This window comes from Cupriavidus mimosae (assembly GCF_023952485.1).
GTDB classification, from domain to species: Bacteria; Pseudomonadota; Gammaproteobacteria; order Burkholderiales; family Burkholderiaceae; genus Cupriavidus; species Cupriavidus taiwanensis_C.
In genome coordinates, this window is record NZ_JALHRY010000016.1 from 32,026 (window position 1) to 50,175 (window position 18,150).

General features: G+C 69.3%; 15 protein-coding genes. 10 read left to right on the plus strand and 5 right to left on the minus strand.

What is annotated here, in order from left to right; all coding sequences use genetic code 11:
• Nucleotides 1–42: 42 nt before the first annotated feature.
• The 3 genes from MKD50_RS24660 to MKD50_RS24670 form a co-directional block, all read right to left on the minus strand.
• A complete protein-coding gene (locus tag MKD50_RS24660; RefSeq protein ID WP_252669082.1) occupies nt 43–453 on the minus strand; it encodes a hypothetical protein in 411 nt (136 codons plus the stop codon).
• Between the two features lie 99 nt (nt 454–552).
• Nucleotides 553–774 (minus strand): hypothetical protein, encoded by a 222-nt coding sequence (locus MKD50_RS24665; protein WP_240071342.1) that lies wholly within the window; start codon nt 772–774, stop codon nt 553–555.
• Nucleotides 775–1,202: 428 nt separating this feature from the next.
• Nucleotides 1,203–1,400 (minus strand): hypothetical protein, encoded by a 198-nt coding sequence (locus MKD50_RS24670; RefSeq protein ID WP_240071341.1) that lies wholly within the window; start codon nt 1,398–1,400, stop codon nt 1,203–1,205.
• Between the two features lie 250 nt (nt 1,401–1,650).
• On the opposite strand from MKD50_RS24670, the gene MKD50_RS24675 reads away from it, so the two are divergent.
• Together MKD50_RS24675 and MKD50_RS24680 are read left to right on the plus strand one after the other, a co-directional pair.
• Nucleotides 1,651–2,574, plus strand: a complete 924-nt coding sequence (locus MKD50_RS24675) for a YihY/virulence factor BrkB family protein (protein WP_501993637.1) — start codon at nt 1,651–1,653, stop codon at nt 2,572–2,574.
• A gap of 209 nt (nt 2,575–2,783) precedes the next feature.
• Nucleotides 2,784–4,385, plus strand: coding sequence for a peptide chain release factor 3 (locus tag MKD50_RS24680; protein WP_115699315.1), 1,602 nt, complete (start codon nt 2,784–2,786; stop codon nt 4,383–4,385).
• An 80-nt stretch (nt 4,386–4,465) separates the two neighbouring features.
• Here MKD50_RS24680 and MKD50_RS24685 read toward each other — a convergent pair whose 3' ends face one another.
• Nucleotides 4,466–6,643 carry a TonB-dependent receptor family protein gene (locus MKD50_RS24685; protein ID WP_252669084.1) on the minus strand — a complete coding sequence of 726 codons (2,178 nt, stop codon included), beginning with the start codon at nt 6,641–6,643 and terminating at the stop codon, nt 4,466–4,468.
• Nucleotides 6,644–6,962: 319 nt separating this feature from the next.
• On the opposite strand from MKD50_RS24685, the gene MKD50_RS24690 reads away from it, so the two are divergent.
• From MKD50_RS24690 to MKD50_RS24700, 3 genes are all read left to right on the plus strand, one after another.
• The gene (locus MKD50_RS24690; protein WP_252669086.1) at nt 6,963–8,210 is read left to right on the plus strand and encodes an MFS transporter; all 1,248 of its coding nucleotides are present in this window, start codon (nt 6,963–6,965) and stop codon (nt 8,208–8,210) included.
• Between the two features lie 184 nt (nt 8,211–8,394).
• Nucleotides 8,395–9,273, plus strand: coding sequence for a helix-turn-helix domain-containing protein (locus MKD50_RS24695; protein ID WP_252669087.1), 879 nt, complete (start codon nt 8,395–8,397; stop codon nt 9,271–9,273).
• 321 nt (nt 9,274–9,594) lie between these two features.
• Nucleotides 9,595–10,542 carry a mechanosensitive ion channel family protein gene (locus MKD50_RS24700; RefSeq protein WP_115699311.1) on the plus strand — a complete coding sequence of 316 codons (948 nt, stop codon included), beginning with the start codon at nt 9,595–9,597 and terminating at the stop codon, nt 10,540–10,542.
• Here MKD50_RS24700 and edd read toward each other — a convergent pair.
• A complete protein-coding gene (edd, locus tag MKD50_RS24705) occupies nt 10,539–12,386 on the minus strand; it encodes a phosphogluconate dehydratase (RefSeq protein WP_240071338.1) in 1,848 nt (615 codons plus the stop codon). The genes MKD50_RS24700 and edd overlap by 4 nt on opposite strands.
• A gap of 217 nt (nt 12,387–12,603) precedes the next feature.
• On the opposite strand from edd, the gene zwf reads away from it, so the two are divergent.
• The 5 genes from zwf to MKD50_RS24730 are packed head-to-tail and all read left to right on the plus strand — an operon-like array spanning nt 12,604 to nt 17,876.
• Nucleotides 12,604–14,061: a glucose-6-phosphate dehydrogenase gene (zwf, locus tag MKD50_RS24710; RefSeq protein WP_252669089.1), complete on the plus strand. Its 1,458-nt coding sequence runs from the start codon at nt 12,604–12,606 to the stop codon at nt 14,059–14,061.
• Nucleotides 14,062–14,095: 34 nt separating this feature from the next.
• Entirely contained in the window at nt 14,096–14,776 is a 681-nt protein-coding gene (pgl, locus tag MKD50_RS24715) for a 6-phosphogluconolactonase (RefSeq protein ID WP_252669091.1), read from the plus strand.
• Between the two features lie 45 nt (nt 14,777–14,821).
• On the plus strand, nt 14,822–15,835 hold the full coding sequence (gene glk / locus MKD50_RS24720) for a glucokinase (RefSeq protein WP_115699307.1): 1,014 nt from the start codon (nt 14,822–14,824) through the stop codon (nt 15,833–15,835).
• A gap of 2 nt (nt 15,836–15,837) precedes the next feature.
• Nucleotides 15,838–16,551 (plus strand): response regulator, encoded by a 714-nt coding sequence (locus MKD50_RS24725; protein WP_252669092.1) that lies wholly within the window; start codon nt 15,838–15,840, stop codon nt 16,549–16,551.
• Nucleotides 16,551–17,876: a sensor histidine kinase gene (locus MKD50_RS24730; protein WP_115699305.1), complete on the plus strand. Its 1,326-nt coding sequence runs from the start codon at nt 16,551–16,553 to the stop codon at nt 17,874–17,876. Before MKD50_RS24725 ends, MKD50_RS24730 begins: the two co-directional genes overlap by 1 nt.
• The last annotated feature ends 274 nt before the right edge of the window (nt 17,877–18,150 follow it).

An 18,150-nucleotide genomic window follows, 5' to 3' on the forward strand; every position in this document is an offset into this window, starting at 1 on the left:
GTCCGCTCGCCGGTTCCGCCTTTCCCCGTGCCGGCCGGCACGTCAGCGCACTACCCGCGGGGGCCTCGTGGCCCACTTCCCGTCCGCGATTCCGTCCGCGAACCTGCCGCCGGTCGCCTGTGCGGGCACGGTGGCGAGGTTCATGCTGATTTTGCCGCGCGCCCGCCGCGGCAGCTCGCAGGCATCCTGGGCCGGCCACGGCACGATGTCGCGGCGGCGCTGGCCATCGCGAGCGTGCCGCGCGGGCGGCGCCAGCGTTTCGCTGCCGGTCGTGCCCGGATCCAGCCGCAGTTCTCCCCACGCCCAGCCGAAGCCGCGCACATAGACGTCATGACTGACCGCGGCGTGGCTGTTCGCGTCGTCCGCGTCGGGGCGGTCGAACCACGCGTAGCTGGCGCCCGCCGCGCTGCCCGAGCCGATCGCCAGCGCCGTGGCGAGCATTGCAGCTTTCATGGTCGGCATCTCCCTGTGGAAAAAAAGTGCCCGCCGGGGGACGGAACACTAATCCGCGCGGTCACGCTGGCTCGCGTGGCCGCCTGTTGTGTCGGCCTGTCATGCGCGCCGCTTGCCCGCGTGCCGGCGGCAGGCCGGACTGGCCTGCGCCGGCCTGCGGATCGCCACGCATGCCATGCCGTGCGCGCTGCGCGTGACTTGCACGCGCGCGCGCGGATAGGGCAGCAGCGGCGCCGACACCAGGTCCATCTCTGACGGCGGCGGACCGGCCAGGCGGTATGCGCGCCGGCGCGCCGTCATGCGGGAAGGCGGATGACGCATGTGGTGATCTCCAGCGCGCAACGACGGGTTTGACGGAACTGGCGCGGGGCTGCACTGTGCGCCTTGGGCAAGCCAGAGCGACAAGTGTGCCAAGGGCCGCAAACGCTTGTGCCACGCGGCTTTGCGAGACGGTTCGCAGTAACTGGTCGCCACTGCGCGGCGGCGCTGGATCAATCGGTTGCGCCACTGCAACGCGTTGCGCTGGCGCCGTGGCGGCGCAGGCATGGCGCTGCTGTCCGCTGGCGCGCACTGGCCGGCGCTTTGCCGTCGTCGCGAGGGGTGGCGCCACGGCCTCGCAGCCGTTGCACGATTGAAACTGGCCTTACATCAGTCATGCACGCGAGTTACCGCGGTGCATCGCGCCAGTAAGACGGGGCGGTGCATGGCCGCGCAGAAACGGGTACGCGCGTGGCACAACCCGCGTGCAATCAGCGGGGCTGGCCCGAGGTGCCAGAGGGATTGGCCGGGCTGGACGGTGTCGCGGCAGGCGCTGCCGAGGGCACGGCGCCCGATGCGGTGCCGGAGATCGGCTTGGGTCCGGGCTGGGTGCGCTCGCAGCCGGCGCAGCCGAGCACGGCGAGGATGGCCAGCACGGCCGCCGGGCGTGCGCGGAGGTTGCAGGTCACGGGTGCCTCCTTGCGCCGGCGCGCGGGCAACGGATGCGCCGGCAGGTATGCCTGGTCTTACTGTAGCAGGTCGCCTGCCGCGCGCCGCGCCAGGGCCCGCCTTGGGCAAGCGGCGCAATGCGCAGTATGATGAACGCAGCGCCCGCCGCGCGGGCAGGCGCAATCCATCCGCGGTCCCCGCGCCGGATCGCGCCAGCTCCAGGCCGTGACTGACAAGACCGAACCTTCCTCTTCGCCCGCCGCCGAAGGCGTGCCACCGCCGCGCCGGCACCGTCCGCACTGGCTGCCCGACCGCCACACCGGTGCGCGCACGCTGCGCGTGGTGGGCGCCGCGATCACCTCGTGGTTCGCGCACCGCGCCGCCAGCAAGGGTGCGGCGCTGTCCTTCTACATGCTGTTCTCGCTGGCGCCGATCCTGGTGCTGGTGATCTCGATCGCCGGCCTGTTCTTCGGCGCCGAGGCGGCGCGCGGCGAGATCTTCACGCAACTCGAAGGGCTGGTCGGCGACCAGGGCGCCGCCGCCATCGAGAGCATCCTGGCCGCCACGCACCGCGCCGGCGGCAGCGGCATGGCCGCGCTGATCGCGACCGGCATCCTGTTCGTCGGCGCCACCAGCGCCTTTGCCGAGCTCAAAAGCAGCCTGGACGACATCTGGCACGTGCCGGTGCCCGACACCGCCGGCTGGCGCCAGTTGCTGCGCACGCGCCTGCTGTCGTTCAGCCTGGTGCTGGTGCTGGCCTTCATGCTGCTGGTGTCGCTGATCGTCAATGCCGGGCTGGCGGTGGTCGAGCGCATCTGGGGGCAGTTGTGGACACAGTCGTGGTTTGCGCCGGTGGCCGAAGTCATCTCCTCGGTGTTTTCGTTCGCGGTGGTGACCGCGCTGTTCGCCGTGATCTTCAAGATGCTGCCCAATGCGCGCATCGCCTGGCGCGACGTCACCATGGGCGCGGTCATCACCGCGCTGCTGTTTTCGATCGGCAAGCGGCTGATCGGGCTGTACCTGGGCAACAGCGCCGTGGCCTCGTCCTATGGTGCAGCCGGCTCGGTGGTGGCGCTGATGCTGTGGGTGTATTACTCGGCACAGATATTCTTCTTCGGTGCCGAGCTCACGCGCCAGTACGCGCTGCAGTTCGGCAGCCTGCGCGGCAAGCCGGCGGACAAGCTGGCCGAGTAGCGGCAGCGCGCCGAAGCGGGCATGGAGCGGGGCGGGGGAGCCGGCCGGCGACAACGCAAATCCCGTAGCGGCGCCCAAACCGGTAAAATAACGCCCCATTCCCTTCGCGTGCCCGCGGGGCCCGGCCCTGCGGCCGCCCGCGGCGCTGCCGGTCCAGGTTCCGGCCACCGCCGGGCCATCCCAATATTTCCCAGTCTGATTCCGCTGCCGTGAGCTCGCTCGTTCCTGAAATTGCGCGTCGTCGCACCTTCGCCATCATCTCCCACCCCGACGCGGGCAAGACCACCCTGACCGAAAAGCTGCTGTGGTTTGGCGGCGCGATCCAGGTCGCAGGCGAAGTGCGGGCGCGCAAGGCCGACCGCCATGCCACCTCGGACTGGATGGAGCTGGAAAAGCAGCGCGGCATTTCGGTGACGTCGTCGGTGATGCAGTTCCCCTACCGACGCGACAGCGCGGACGGCAAGGCGCAGGAGAACATCGTCAACCTGCTCGACACCCCGGGCCACGAGGACTTCTCCGAAGACACCTACCGCACGCTGACGGCGGTGGACTCGGCGGTGATGGTGATCGACTCGGTCAACGGCGTGGAAGCGCAGACCATCAAGCTGCTGAACGTCTGCCGGCTGCGCGACACCCCCATCCTGACCTTCATCAACAAGCTCGACCGCGAGGGCCGCTCGCCGATCGAACTGCTCGATGAAATCGAGGACGTGCTGCAGATCCAGTGCGCGCCGATGACCTGGCCGATCGGCATGGGCAAGGCCTTCCGCGGCGTGTACCACCTGATCGACGACAAGGTGCAGCTGTTCGACCCGCACGGCGACAAGGGCACGGCAGCGATCCTTGACGGCCTGGACAATCCGGAGCTGGACCGCATCCTCGGCAGCCAGGCCGAAGAGCTGCGCATCGAAATCGAACTGGTGCGCGGAGCTTCGCACACCTTCGACAAGGAGGCTTTCCTGAACGGCAAGCAGACGCCCGTGTACTTTGGCTCGGCCATCAACAACTTCGGCGTGCAGTCGCTGCTGGATGCGCTGTGCCAACTGTCGCCGCCGCCGCTGGCGCGCAACACGGATTCGCGCGTGGTCGAGCCGCAGGAGCCCAAGTTCACCGGCTTCGTGTTCAAGATCCAGGCCAACATGGATCCGCGCCACCGCGACCGCATTGCCTTCGTGCGGGTGTGCTCGGGCCGCTTCGAGCGCGGCATGAAGCTGCTGCACGTTTCGGCAGGCAAGACCGTTGCGATCAACAACGCCATCACCTTCATGGCGCAGGACCGCAACACCACTGAAGAAGCCTATGCCGGCGACATCATCGGCGTGCCCAACCACGGCACCATTCGCCTGGGCGATGTCTTCACCGAGGGCGAGCCGCTCAAGTTCACCGGCATCCCGTCGTTCGCGCCGGAGTTCTTCCGCCGCGCGCGCCTGAACAACCCGCTCAAGGTCAAGCAGCTGCAGAAGGGCCTGCAGCAGCTGGCGGAAGAGGGCGCCACGCAGATGTTCCGCCCGCTGGCGTCCAACGACCTGGTGCTGGGGGCCGTGGGTATCCTGCAGTTCGACGTGGTGGCGCACCGGCTGGAGCATGAGTACGGCGTCGACGCCATCTTCGAATCGCATGAATGCGCCACCGCGCGCTGGCTCAAGGGCACGCCGGCGGAGATCGAGAAGCTGATCGCCAAGGCCGGGCACAACGTGGCGCTGGACGGTGCCGGCGACCATGTCTACCTGGCGCCGAGCATGGTCAACCTGCGGCTGACGCAGGAACGGTTCCCGGAGCTGCAGTTCCTGGAGACGCGCGAGATCGTCTGATCATCGTACTCGTGCACAGCAAAACGGCTCGCCATGGCGAGCCGTTTTGCTGTGCGTGCGGTGATGGGGCTGGCAGCGCCTCAATACGCCAGCGACGCCTGGATATAGAAGGTCCGCGGCATGCCCACATACTTGCCGGCATTGTTGTCGGTCGAGCGCGTGAAATAGCGCTTGTCGAACACGTTCTTCACGCCCACCGCCAGCTTCAGGTTCTGCGCGGCCTTGCCGAAGTCATAGCCCACGCGCAGGTTCATCAGCGCATAGCCCGGGATATCGCCCAGCGCGCCGTTGGCGCTCTCTGCAGTCTGGTAGGTGGTCGACGTGCTCGGGTCGCCCGGCGAATGCTGCTTGGACTGCGCAAAGCCGTCGACATTGAACGACCAGCGGTTGCGCGCGTAGCGCATGCCCACCGTGGCCACGTGGCGCGAATAGAACGGCAGGTCGCGCCCGGCAAAGTTGCCCTGGTTGTAGGTGGCTTCGGTGTAGGTGTAGGTGGCATAGGCCGACAGGCCGATCAGCGACTTGTCGAGCGCGCCGAAGTCATAGCGCAGCGACGATTCCACGCCGCGGTGGGTGGTGGCGCCAAGATTGGTCCATGCCTCGGGCGAGCCGCCAGTGCCGCCGCGCAGCTGCAGTTCGTCGTCGAAGTCGATGTTGAACAGCGTCAGCTCGCCACCCCAGCCATTGGCGTTGAAGTGCGTGCCGATCTCGTAAGTCTTGGCCTTTTCCGGCGTCAGCCCATTGGTAGTCTGCGCGATCTGGAAATACTGCAGCGGGCCGAACGACACGCCGGCGTTGGCGAACAGCTTCCACTGGTCGCTCACGTGGTACATCACCGCCAGCGACGGCAGCGGCTCGTTGGAAGACACGTCGCGGCGCACGCCGCTGAAGTTGTCGGTCACGTACGAGCGGATGAACTCATAGCGCAGCCCTGGGGTGATGGTCCAGTTGCCGACGTTGATGGTGTCGTCGATATAGACCGCATTGGCGGTGGTGCCGCCGGTGCGCCACTGGTAGACCGGCGAGGGCAGCGTGGTGGCATCGATCGAACCCGGCACATAGAACGCGGTGCGCGATGCCTGCTCGTCGCTGGCTTCGCGCAGGAAGCGGTAGCCGACGCTGACCTCGTGGCTCATGCTGTCGCCGCGGAACAGCTGCGAGTAGCGCGGCTCGATCGCAAAGGTGTGGTAGTTGCGCGGGGCCGCGGTCAGGCGGCGCTGGCCGGCCTGCGCGCCGGTGCCTTCCTGCTCGATATTGCTGCCGCGGAAGCTGTCGGTGTAGTAGGTCAGCACCTCGAACTTGCGGTCGGCGTCGTTGTGGCTGTATTTCAGGCTGAAGTCGTGGCGCCGGCCGCTGAAATTGTCGAACGGTCGCACCGACTGGAACGGATCGGCGGCGTACTGCGCCGGCGTCAGTCCGCCGGGCATGCCGGCCGTGCCTTCGTAGTAGTGGAACGCGGCACTCAGCGAATCGGTCTTCGAGATCCGGTACGCGCCCTTGAGCAGCAGGTCGTCGATATTGACGTGGTCGTTGCTGGCGCGGTAGCCATTGCCGTGGATGCCCGAGTACAGCAGCGCCCCGCCCAGCCCCTGCTCGTTGGTGCCGCCGATGAATGCGGTCGGGTTGGTCTTGACGTTGCCGCCTTGACTGTAGATGTCGGTCGAGACCGAGGCATCGGCGGCGAAGGTCGTGGGGATCGGGCGCGTCACGAAGTTGATGATGCCGCCCACGTTCTGCGGGCCGTAGCGCACCGAGCCCGCGCCGCGCACCACGTCGATGGTCTCGAGGTTGCCCAGCGACAGCGGCGCCATCGACAGCTGAGGCTGGCCGTAGGGCGCCACCGCCAGCGGGACGCCGTCCATCAGGATGGTCGAGCGCGGCGACAGCCGCGAGGCCAGCCCGCGCACGCCCACGTTCAGCGAGACATCGCTGCCGCCGGTGCCGTTGTTTTCCTGCACCTGCACCCCGGGAATGCGGCGCAGCACTTCGCGCACATTGTTGGCACCGGCTTCGGCGAAGGTCTCGCGGTCGACGATGGTACGCGCGCCCGGATGCTCCAGCACCTTGGCCTCGTTGGCGTTTTCCAGCCAGTTGCCCACCACGGTGACCGTGTTCAGCGTGGCTTCGGTATTGGCGATGGTGGCAGTGGCGGGCGTTGCGGAAGCCGGTTCGGCGGCGTGGGCCGGCATGGCGGCAAGCTGGGCAAATAGCAGGGCGGCGCCGAGGGCACCCCCGGTCAGACGGAAAGCGGGCTGCAAGGTGAGTTTCCTGGGAGAGCGGCGCGTCCCGCTGCGCCGGAAGCGGTGGTCCGGACGGGCGCGCCAATGGGCGGCGATTATAAATGCGAGTGATTCTCAAAAGCGAGAAGCCCATGCTTGCGACGCTGGCGCGTGTCGCGTCGCTGCATCATTGTGCTGACAACGATGCAAAGCACGCGCTCCATCCGACACATTTCGAGGATTTGGTGTGCAGGCGTGGGCATTTGCATGCAGCAATTAAACGTACGCTTTAGAATCTGCCCTTTGCGCATGGCAAACCCCTTCGCCGCGCAAACTCAGCTCCCTTCCCGCCCCGTCCATGTCTTCCCCTGCCACCGTTCCGGCCGCCGCGCCGGACAGCGTTTTCCGTGATTCCGTCTTTCGCCGCTACTGGTTCGCGCGGCTCTGCACCACCATCGGCTACCAGATCTTCACCGTGGCGGTGGGCTGGCAGATGTACGACCTGACGCGGGACCCGCTGATGCTGGGCATGGTCGGGCTGGTGCAGTTCCTGCCGTCGGTGGTGCTGATCCTGATGTCGGGCCATGTGGCGGACCGCTTCGACCGGCGCCGCATCGTGCGCACCTGCCAGTCGATCGAGGCGCTGCTGGCCGCCGGCATGGCCGCCGCCAGCCTGGGCGGCTGGATCGACAGCCATCACATCTTTGTCTTCGTCGCGCTGATCGGCGCCACGCGCGCGTTCGAGAACCCGACGCTGCAGGCCTTGCTGCCCAGCGTGGTCACGCCGCGGCAGCTGCCGCGGGCGGTGGCACTGGCCAGCTCGGCGGGGCAGGCCGCCATCATCATCGGCCCGGCCATCGGCGGCTTCGCCTATGTGGCCGGCCCGGGGGTGGTGTACACGCTGAGCGCGACGCTGTTTGCGATCGCCGCGCTGCTGGTGGGCGGCATCACGCTGCGCCAGGCGGCGCAGCGGCTGACCGCGCCGGTCAGCGTGCGCACCGTCTTTGCCGGTTTCGCCTATATCCGCAGCCGCCCGGTGCTGCTGGGCGCGATTTCGCTGGACATGGTCGCGGTCTTGCTGGGCGGCGCCGCGGCGCTGTTGCCGATCTACGCGCGCGACATCCTGCATACCGGGCCCTGGGGGCTGGGACTGCTGCGCTCGTCTCCGGCCATCGGCGCGCTGGCGATGGCGCTGTGGCTGGCGCGCCATCCGCTGAACCGGCGCGCGGGACGCGTGATGTTCGCCGCGGTGGCGGTGTTCGGCGTCGCCACGGTAGTGTTCGGGGTCTCGACCTGGCTGCCGCTGTCGATGGCGGCGCTGGTGGTGTTGGGCGCTTCGGACATGATCAGCGTGGTGGTGCGCTCCACGCTGGTCCAGCTCGATACGCCCGACGATATGCGCGGGCGCGTCGGCGCCGTCAATTCGGTGTTCATCGGCGCTTCCAACCAGCTGGGCGAGTTCGAGTCCGGCGTCACCGCCGCGCTGTTCGGCCCGCTGGGCGCGGTGGTCCTGGGCGGGGTCGGCACGCTGCTGGTGGTAGCCGTGTGGATGCGCTTGTTCCCGGCGCTGGCGGCGCGCGACAAGCTCCATGAACATCCCGCGTGAACCAGCCGCGCGGCGCGTGCAGGCCGGCATGGCGATGGCTGGGGCGTACCCGTTTCTGCGTGCGCGGCGGTGGCGCTGACGGCGGTATAGTGAGGCCTTCGCGCGCCAACTTTCGTCGCTGAAAGTCGTGCCCGATTGTTGCCACTCGCATCGCCCCCCCGCATCCCCCCACGCCTTGCGCCACATGACCTTGCCGACCGATCCGCTCCAGCGCCACGCGGTGTTTGCCGCGCTCAGCGGCTCGCGTGCCTCGCTGGAGCGTGCCGCGGCACTGGGCGATGGCGTGGGCGTGGCGCTGTGGCGCAACCGGAACGACAACACCGGCTATGCGCGGCCCGGCCACCACACCATGTCGGTCTACCTGCAGGGCGGCCACGCCACCTACCGGCGCGACCAGCCCGGCAACAAGGGTGCCCCGGGCAGGCTATGCCTGTTGCCGGCCGACCATGAGTCACGCTGGCATGTCGGCGGCCCGCAGCGCTTCCTGCATCTGTATTTCCGTCCCGAAACCCTGGCCTGGCACTGCGTGCGCCTGCTCGACCGCGAGCCCCGCTCGGTTGCCTTGCGCGACCTGACCTTTGCTGACGATCCGCGCCTGCATGGCCTGAGCCAGCAGCTCGCCGCGCTCGACTGGCGCTTGCCCGAGGCGCGCATGGCCGGCAATGCGCTGGCGCACGAGGCGCTCAGCCACCTGGTGCTGACCCACGCCGGCCGCGCCGCCCCGACCGACTGGCGCGGCGGCTTGTCCGCGCAGGCACGGCGGATCGTGCGCGACTGGATCGAGAGCCATCCCGAAAGCAATCCGACCCTGGGCGAACTGGCGGCCCTGGCGGGACTGTCGGAATTTCACTTCGCGCGCATGTTCCGGGTGTCGTTCGGCATGCCGCCGCATGCGTGGGTGCTGCAGACCCGCCTGGCGCGGGCGCAACGGCTGCTGGCCGATCCGCGCCGCCCGCTGCACGAAGTCGCCGCCCGCGCGGGATTTGCCTCGGCCAGCCACCTGAGTCGCCGTTTCCAGGCGGAATTCGGCGTAACGCCCGGCGCCTGGCGCGCAGGCGCGTAGCCTTCACCCACTACCGGCCGGTCCGGCGCCAGCCTTGGCAGCGCAAGGCCTGTCGCCTGGGCCTGCCGGCTCGTGCGCACCCTCGCGGGAACCCCCAACCGCTTCGCTTGTCCCCTTCTATGTGCCGTCCTTCCGGCTTTGTCGGTGATCGTCTGACATTTTGCTTTCAATGGTCATTAATTTGTCAAACGAAAACCTCGCCCCCGGCGTTCCGGCAAGCCCGTCCGGAGCGGCCACGGCACGCAGAAACGGGTACGCATCGCCGTCCCCGGGCCAGCACCGTCGACAACCCTGACAACAACCGCAAACGGAGCCGCTCCCATGAATCTCGACTTCATCGATGCCAACCAGCTGGAGGCGGGCTGGTCCTACCTGGTCCGCTTCGGCATCAACCAGGGCATGAACTGCCTGGCGGCCATCCTGATCCTGATGATCGGCTGGTGGCTGTCGGGCCGCGTCGGCACTGCGGCGCGCGCTGCGCTGGGCCGCACCCATGTCGATGCCACCATGCGCCCGCTGCTGGCCAATGCGCTGCAGTGGATGGTGCGCGTGCTGACCATCGTGCTGGTGCTGTCGCAGTTCGGCGTGCAGACCGCCAGCATCATCGCCATGCTGGGCGCCGCCGGCCTGGCGATCGGGCTGGCGCTGCAGGGCACGCTGCAGAACATTGCCGCCGGCATCATGCTGGTGCTGCTGCGCCCGTTCCGCGTGGGCCAGTACATTGACGCGCAGGGCGTGGCCGGCACCGTGCGCGAGACCGGGCTCTTCATGACCGAGCTGACCACCTTCGATGGCGTCTGCCTGCGGGTGCCCAACGGCAAGCTGTGGGGCAGCGCCATCACCAACTACAGCGAAAACGCGACGCGGCGCGCGGACATCGAGGCCACGGTGACCTTCGACAGCGACGTGCAGCGCAGCCTGGAAGCGCTGCGCGCGATGCTGGCGCGCGAGCCGCGGCTGCTGGCCGAGCCCGCCCCCGAGACCATGGTGGTCAACTACACGCAGCAGGGCATCACGCTGAACGTGCGTTACTGGACCTCGAACGACGATTACTGGAACGTGCGCTTCGCCTTCTACGAGCGCATCAAGCAGGTGCTGGAGCAGGCCGGCAGCAAGCTGGCGGTGCCGATCCAGGAGTTGCACGTGCCGGGTGCGTCGTCGGTACCGGGGGCAGTGAAGGTGGCCGACAGCGCGCCCGCGGCAGCGCCGCGGCCGGCCGGCACGCCACCGCAGCAGCCGACGCGCCAGCCGGCGCGGCAGCCGGGCTAGCCGCGCGCGTCCTGCGCCTCACCCTCATCCGAAAACAGCGTGCAGGCCCCGCTTTCGGCCGTGCTGACCTGGCGGCGGAAGGTCGCGAACAGGTCGCGGCCGACGCCATGGCGATTGGCGCTCAGGTCCGGGCGCGCCGGCGTGCGTGCCTGCCATTCGTCGTCTGGCACCAGCACGTCGAGCGTGCCGGTGGTGGCGTCGACGCGCATCATGTCGCCGCTACGCACGCGCGCGATCGCGCCGCCGCGCAGCGCTTCCGGGCAGACGTGGATGGCGGCCGGGACCTTGCCCGATGCGCCCGACATGCGTCCGTCGGTCACCAGCGCGACATGGAAGCCGCGGTCCTGCAGCACTGTCAGCGTGGGCGTGAGCTTGTGCAGCTCCGGCATGCCGCACGAGGCGGGGCCCTGCCATGGCAGCACCGCGATAAAGTCGCGCTCCAGTTCACCGCGCTTGAAGGCGTGCAGCACATCGTCCTGATGCTCGAACACGATCGCCGGGGCCTGCACCACCTGGTGCTCGGGCTTGACCGCGGAGGTCTTGATGACCGCGCGGCCGAGCCTGCCGTCGAGCAGCTTGATGCCGCCGTCCGGGGCAAAGGGCGCGTCGGCGGCGCGCACGATGCTGTCATCGAGCGGCGCGGCCGGGCCGTCGATCCACGTCAGCTTGCCGTCGCGCAGCACCGGCTCGCGCGTGTAGTCCTGCAGGCCCTGGCCGACGACGGTGGTGACGTCGTCATGCAGCAGACCGAGTGCGAGCAGGCCGCGGATTACCACCGCCAGCCCGCCGGCGGCCTGGAACTGGTTTACGTCGGCCTTGCCGTTGGGGTACACGCGCGCCAGCAGCGGCACCACCGCCGACAGTTCGTCGAAATCGTCCCAGCTCAGCACGATGCCGGCCACGCGCGCCATCGCGATCAGGTGCAGCGTATGGTTGGTGGAGCCGCCGGTGGCCAGCAGCCCGACGATGCCGTTGACGAAGGCGCGCTCGTCCAGCACCTCGGCCACCGGCGTATAGCGCTCGCCGCCGTGCACCAGCCTGAGCGCCTGGCGCGCGGCCTCGCGCGTCAGCGCTTCGCGCAGCGGCGTGTTGGGATTGACGAAGGCCGTGCCCGGCAGATGCAGGCCCATCATTTCCATCAGCATCTGGTTGGAGTTGGCGGTGCCGTAGAAGGTGCAGGTGCCGGGTCCGTGGTAGGAGCGGGTCTCGGCCTCGAGCAGCTCCTTGCGACCGATCTTGCCTTCGGCGTAGAGCTGCCGTGTATGCGCCTTCTCGTCGTTGCTGATGCCGGTGGTCATCGGCCCGCCGGGCACGAACACCGCGGGCAAATGGCCGAAGGACAGCGCGCCCATCACGAGGCCGGGCACGATCTTGTCGCACACGCCCAGGTACAGCGCGCCATCGAACATCTGGTGCGACAGCGCCACCGCGGTGGCCAGCGCGATCACGTCGCGCGAGAACAGCGACAGGTCCATGCCGTCCTGGCCCTGCGTGACGCCGTCGCACATCGCCGGCGTGCCGCCGGCAAACTGCGCGGTGCCGCCGGCGTCGAGCGCGGCTTCCTTGAGCCACTGCGGGAACGCGGCCAGCGGCTGGTGCGCGGACAGCATGTCGTTGTAGGCCGAGACGATGGCCAGGTTGGGCCGCTCGTCGGCCTTCAGCCGGATCTTGGCGGCGTCCGGCATGGCGGCTACCGCGTGGGCGAGGTTGGTACAGGAAAGCTGCGCGCGTTCGACCTTGTGCCCGGCCATGGCGCGGGTGCGGTCAAGATACGCCTGGCGCGAGGCGGTGCTGCGGGAGACGATGCGGGCGGTGACCCGCTCGAGCACTGGATGACGTGGCATGGGGTTCTCCTGCGGGGGAGCTTTCAGCCTAGCGTACTTTGCCGGGGCCTGCACGGCGGAGGGTGCTTGATGGCCCGCCCGCGGCCTACGCCAACCACGCAGAAATGGGTACGCTTGCCTCGCCAAGCCGTAGCGACTCACGTAAACTGGCCGCTACCCGGCCGGCCATCGGGCGCCGGCCGCGACAACTCGAATCCTCAAGGAGCGCAGGGTGAGCATGCCTGATTTCGACATGGTGCTGTTCGGCGGCACCGGCGACCTGGCGCGGCGCAAGCTGCTGCCGTCCCTGTTCGATGCGCACCACGCGGGGCTGCTGCATCCGGCCGCACGCATCCTGGCCACCGGCAGCCAGCCGATGTCGAGCGCGGACTACATCGCCTCGCTGGAACAGAGCGTGCGGCCCGCGCTGGCCCATGCGCCGCCCGAGTCATGGGACAGGTTTTGCGCACGCATCATCTACGTGCAGGCCGACGCACGCGTGCCCGCGCATTTCGATGCGCTGGCCGACCAGGTGCTGTCGCGCAAGCCCGAGGTGGTGGTGTGCTATCTGGCCACCGCGCCGCACCTGTTCGTGTCGATCTGCGAGCAGCTGGCGCGCACCGGCCTGAACACGCGCCACGCGCCCAACGTGCGCATCGTGCTGGAAAAGCCCCTGGGCCACGACCTGGAATCGAACGAGGCGATCAACTCCGCGGTGGCGAAGTTCTTTGCCGAAGAGCAGATCTACCGCATCGACCATTACCTCGGCAAGGAGTCGGTGCAGAACCTGATGGCGATCCGCTTCGGCAACGCGCTGTTCGAGCCGCTGTGGCGGCGCGAGTGGGTGCAGGACGTGCAGATCACCATTGCCGAAGAACTGGGCGTGGAAACGCGCGGCGACTTCTACGACCGCACCGGCGCGCTGCGCGACATGGTGCAGAACCACCTGCTGCAGCTGCTGTGCATGGTGGCGATGGAGCCCCCGGCGAGCCTCAGCGAAGACGCCATCCGCGACGAAAAGATCAAGATCCTGAAGGCGCTCAGGCCGATCACGCCGCAGGACGTGGCCGACAAGACCGTGCGCGGCCAGTACCGCTCCGGCGCGATCGGCGGCAAGCCGGTGCCCGGCTACCTGGAGGAAGAGGGCATCGCGGCAGACAGCCGTACCGAGACCTTTGTCGCGATCAAGGCCGAGATCGCCAACTGGCGCTGGGAAGGCGTGCCGTTCTACCTGCGCACCGGCAAGCGCATGCAGTCGCGCGTGGCCGAGATCGTGATCCACTTCCGCGACGTGCCGCACGCGATCTTCCCGCGGCCGCTGACGCAGTCGCCGCAGAACCGGCTGGTGATCCAGCTGCAGCCCGAGGAAAGCATCCGCCTGTACTGCCTGGTCAAGCAGCCCGGCGATACGCTGGAACTGACGCCCACCTCGCTCGACCTGGACTTCGCCAACTCGTTCAAGGTGCGCCGCGCCGGCGCCTATGAACGGCTGCTGCTGGACGTGATCCGCGGCCGGCTGGGCCTGTTCGTGCGCCGCGACGAACAGGTGCAGGCGTGGCGCTGGGTCGAGCCGATCATCGACACCTGGGAAGCCAGCACGGTCCCGCCCAAGCCCTATACCGCCGGCACCTGGGGGCCGGCGGCGTCGTCGGCGCTGATGTCGCGCGACGGCGGCCTGTGGCACGAGGAAGCCTGAGCCATGGGCTCGCACCACTGCAAAGGAAGCCGCCATGCGCCTGTTTGAACATCCCACGCCGATGGACCAGGCCGAGGCCCTGGCGATCTCGATCGGCAATGCGCTGGAGCTGGCCGTGCGCGTCAAGGGCTGGGCGGTGCTGGCGGTCTCGGGCGGACGTTCGCCGGTGGCGATGTTCGAGCGGCTGCGCCACCGGCACGTGCGCTGGGACGCGGTGACCATCACGCTGGTCGACGAACGCGTGGTGCCGCCCGACCACGCCGACAGCAACGCCGCCCTGGTGCGCACCTACCTGCTGCGCGAGGCCGCGGCCAGTGCCGCCTTCGTGCCGCTGATTGCCGATGCGCAGGACGCCGCCGCGCCCGCGCAGGCGGTGGCGCGCGCCAATGCCGCATTCCGCCAGCCCGACGTGGTGGTGCTGGGCATGGGCGAGGATGGCCATACCGCCTCGCTGTTTCCCGATGCGCCCGAACTGCAGAGCGCGCTGAGCGAGCCGCAGCCGGGCTACGCCATCACCCACCCGTCGGTGGCGCCGCATGCGCGCATCACGCTGAACCTGGCCGCGCTGCTGGCCGCCGAGCGCGTGTTCCTGTCCGTCTCCGGCGCGGCCAAGGCCGCGGTGCTGGAGCGCGCGCTGCAGGGCCCCACGCCGTCATTGCCGGTCAGCCTGGTGCTGTCGAGGCACCGGCACGGGTTTGACGTGTTCAAGACCTGACCGCCGCGCCAGTCCCCCTTTGCGCGAGCAACGAGAACCGCTGCCATGGCCACTACCGCATCTTTCTCCGCTGACTTCCCCCGCCTGCTCGGCGATGTAGGCGGCACCAACGTGCGCTTTGCGCTGGAGACCGCGCCCATGCGGATCGGGCCGGTGACGGCGCTGAAGGTGGCGGACTTCCCGTCGCTGGAGGCGGCGCTGCGCCAGTACCTCGACGGGCTAGCTGGCGCCGGCCAGCCCACGCCACGCCACGCGGCGATCGGCCTGGCCAATCCGGTGACCGGCGACCAGGTCCGGCTGACCAACCATAACTGGACCTTCTCGATCGACGGCATGCGGCGCGCGCTGGGGCTGCAGACGCTAATGGCCATCAACGACTTCACCGCGCTGGCGCTGGCCTTGCCGCACCTGCCCGCCAACGGCCTGGCGCAGGTGCGCGCCGGCAGCGCGGTGCGCACCGCGCCGCTGGCGCTGGTCGGGCCCGGCACCGGGCTGGGCGTTTCCGGACTGGTGCCCGCGCCGGGCGGACAGGCCGTGGCGCTGGCCGGCGAGGGCGGCCATATCGAGCTGATGCCCGACACCGACGACGAATGGATCGCGTGGCGCGCGGCCCATCGCAACCTCGGCCGGGTCTCGGCCGAGCGGCTGCTGAGCGGCAGCGGCCTGTCGCATATCCATGCCGCGCTGGCCGCAGAAACGGGTACGCTTTTGCTCGCGCCATTGCAGCCGGCGCAGGTGACCGCGGGCGCGTTCGAGCGCAACGACCCGCTGTGCCAGCGCGCCATGGCGGTGTTCTTCGGATTGCTGGGCTCGGTCGCGGCCGATATCGCGCTGGTGATCGGTGCGCGGGGCGGCGTTTATCTGGGCGGCGGCATCCTGCCGCGCTTCGTGCCGGCGCTGCGGGACTCGGCGTTCGCCGAGCGCTTTGTCGCCAAGGGCCGCATGCGCGGCTGGCTCGAGGCGGTGCCGGTCCATGTCATTACCGCCAGCCATCCGGCGTTGGCGGGGCTGGCGCAGGCGCTGGCCGAACGCCTTGGCGGCGCGGGCGGGAACGGTTAGCCATGCGCGTGCTGCTGGTCGAAGACGACGCCATGATCGGCGAGAGCGTCAAGCTGGCGCTGCGCCAGGAAGCCTTTGCCGTCGATTGGGTGCGCGACGGCGAGGCGGGCCTGGCCGCGGCCAGCACCGCCGCGGACGGCCAGGCGTGCTACGACCTGATCCTGCTCGACCTGGGGCTGCCGCGCCGCCCCGGCCTGGAGGTGCTGCGCGCGCTGCGGGCGCGCGGCGTGCCCACGCCGGTGCTGATCCTGACCGCGCGCGACGCCGTCGCCGATCGTGTCGCCGGGCTCAATGCCGGTGCCGATGATTACCTGGTCAAGCCCTTCGACCTGCAGGAGCTGGCCGCGCGCATGCACGCGCTGGCACGCCGCGCCGCCGGGCGCGCTGAACCGCTGGTCACCTATGGCGACATCGTGCTCAATCCCGCCACGCGCGAAGCTACCTGCCGCGGCGAACCTGTGCGGTTGTCAGCGCGCGAGTTCGCGCTGCTGTCGGCGCTGATGGCGCGCCCTGGCAAGGTGTGGTCGGTGCCGCAGTTGCAGGAGCGGCTGTACGGCTGGGACGACGAAGTCGGCAGCAATACCGTCGAGGTCTACATCCACGCGCTGCGCAAGAAGTTCGGTGCGGCGCTGATCCGCAATATCCGCGGCGTGGGCTATGTGGTGCCGCGCCTGGACATCGAAGCGGCCGCGGATGGCGACGGGGAGGGCGGCTGATGCGCTCGATCCAGCGAACGCTGCTGGCGTGGCTGGCGGCCGGGCTGGTGGCCGGCATCGCCATCGCCACCGCGCTGATCTACGGACAGGCGCGGCAGGAGGCCAACGCACTGTTCGACTACCAGATGAAGCAGATGGCCGCGGCGCTGCCGAGCCAGTTTGCCAACCCGGTGGCGCCGCCCTTCGTCGGCGCGCCCGGCGACCTGGCGCATGCCGAAGAAGACGTGGTGATCCATATCTGGGACGGCTCGGGGCGCAGCCTTTACTTGTCGCATGCGCATCCGGCGCTGCCCGCGCGCGCCGAGCTGGGGTTTTCCAACGTGACCACGCAGCAGGGCGAATGGCGCCTGTACAGCATGCAGCTCGGGCCCACCGTGGTGCAGATCGCGCAGCCGATGAGCGCGCGCCGCACGCTGGCCGCGCGCATGGCCCTGCGCACCGTGGCGCCGCTGCTGCTGTTGCTGCCGCTGCTGGGCTGGCTGGTGTGGATGGCGGTAGGCCGCGGCCTGCGGCCGCTGCGCGAGATCGCCACCGAGGTGCGCGCGCGCGACGCCAATGCGCTGGCGCCGCTGGCGGTGCGCCCGATGCCCGACGAGATCGCGCCGCTGAGTGCCGCGCTGAACCAGCTGCTGGCGCGGCTCTCGCACGCCATCGACACCCAGCGCGCCTTCGTCGCCGACGCCGCGCACGCCTTGCGCACGCCGCTGACCGCGCTGCAGCTGCAGGCACAACTGGTCGAGCGGGCCGACGACGGCGCCGCGCGCGACGAAGCCATCGCCAAGCTGCGCCAGGGGCTGGAGCGGCTGACCCACCTGGTGACCCAGCTGCTGACGCTGGCGCGGCAGGAACCGGGCGCGGCCGTGCCCCCGCACGAACCGGTGGAGCTGCATCAGCTGGCCGCCGGCGTGGTCGCGGACATGGCGCAGGCCGCGCTCGATCGCGACATCGACCTGGGACTGGATGGCAGCGCGGACGCCGCGCCTGCCGTGGTACGCGGCGACGCCGATGCCTTGCGCATCCTGTTGACCAACCTGCTGGACAACGCGCTGGCGTATATCCCCGCCGGCGGGCGCATCGACGTGGCGGTGCGGCGCGGCACCGACGGGCGCAGCGCGGAGCTGGTGGTCAGCGACAACGGACCGGGAATTCCCGCCGATGAGCGCGCGCGCGTGTTCGACCGCTTCTATCGCGTGGCCGATGCGCCGACCGGCGGCAGCGGCCTGGGGCTCGCCATCGTCGCCGAGATCGCGCAGTCGCATGGCGCGCGGGTGGTGCTAGAGGATGCCGGGCCAGGGTTGCGGGTCAGGGTGGTGTTTCCGGCTTAGCCTGCGTCAGCAAACATTGCGGCCTGCCCGTTGCGCAACTGGCTGAAGCGGGAGCGCAAATCCAGTTTGCCTTCTGCCCTGGGCAAGGCTTGCCAAAAGCGACAGCCCATCGACCGACACGCAGAAACGGGTACGCTTTGCGCCCGCAGGGCGGGATGTGACGCGGCTGAGCGCACTGGTTACGCAGCCAAATCAAGCGTTATCGCGGGCCTGAAGGCGCCGCGGCATGGCTTTGCGTGGCCCCGCCGCGGCACGCAGAAACGGGTACGCTTTT

What these genes read in the sequence shown, in the direction of transcription:
- MKD50_RS24690 (WP_252669086.1), top strand. Translation starts at nt 6,963, where the DNA reads ATGTCTTCCCCTGCCACCGTTCCGGCCGCCGCGCCGGACAGCGTTTTC.
- edd (WP_240071338.1), bottom strand. Translation starts at nt 12,386, where the DNA reads ATGCCACGTCATCCAGTGCTCGAGCGGGTCACCGCCCGCATCGTCTCC.
- MKD50_RS24695 (WP_252669087.1), top strand. Translation starts at nt 8,395, where the DNA reads ATGACCTTGCCGACCGATCCGCTCCAGCGCCACGCGGTGTTTGCCGCG.
- zwf (WP_252669089.1), top strand. Translation starts at nt 12,604, where the DNA reads ATGCCTGATTTCGACATGGTGCTGTTCGGCGGCACCGGCGACCTGGCG.
- MKD50_RS24700 (WP_115699311.1), top strand. Translation starts at nt 9,595, where the DNA reads ATGAATCTCGACTTCATCGATGCCAACCAGCTGGAGGCGGGCTGGTCC.
- pgl (WP_252669091.1), top strand. Translation starts at nt 14,096, where the DNA reads ATGCGCCTGTTTGAACATCCCACGCCGATGGACCAGGCCGAGGCCCTG.
- glk (WP_115699307.1), top strand. Translation starts at nt 14,822, where the DNA reads ATGGCCACTACCGCATCTTTCTCCGCTGACTTCCCCCGCCTGCTCGGC.
- MKD50_RS24660 (WP_252669082.1), bottom strand. Translation starts at nt 453, where the DNA reads ATGAAAGCTGCAATGCTCGCCACGGCGCTGGCGATCGGCTCGGGCAGC.
- MKD50_RS24730 (WP_115699305.1), top strand. Translation starts at nt 16,551, where the DNA reads ATGCGCTCGATCCAGCGAACGCTGCTGGCGTGGCTGGCGGCCGGGCTG.
- MKD50_RS24725 (WP_252669092.1), top strand. Translation starts at nt 15,838, where the DNA reads ATGCGCGTGCTGCTGGTCGAAGACGACGCCATGATCGGCGAGAGCGTC.
- MKD50_RS24665 (WP_240071342.1), bottom strand. Translation starts at nt 774, where the DNA reads ATGCGTCATCCGCCTTCCCGCATGACGGCGCGCCGGCGCGCATACCGC.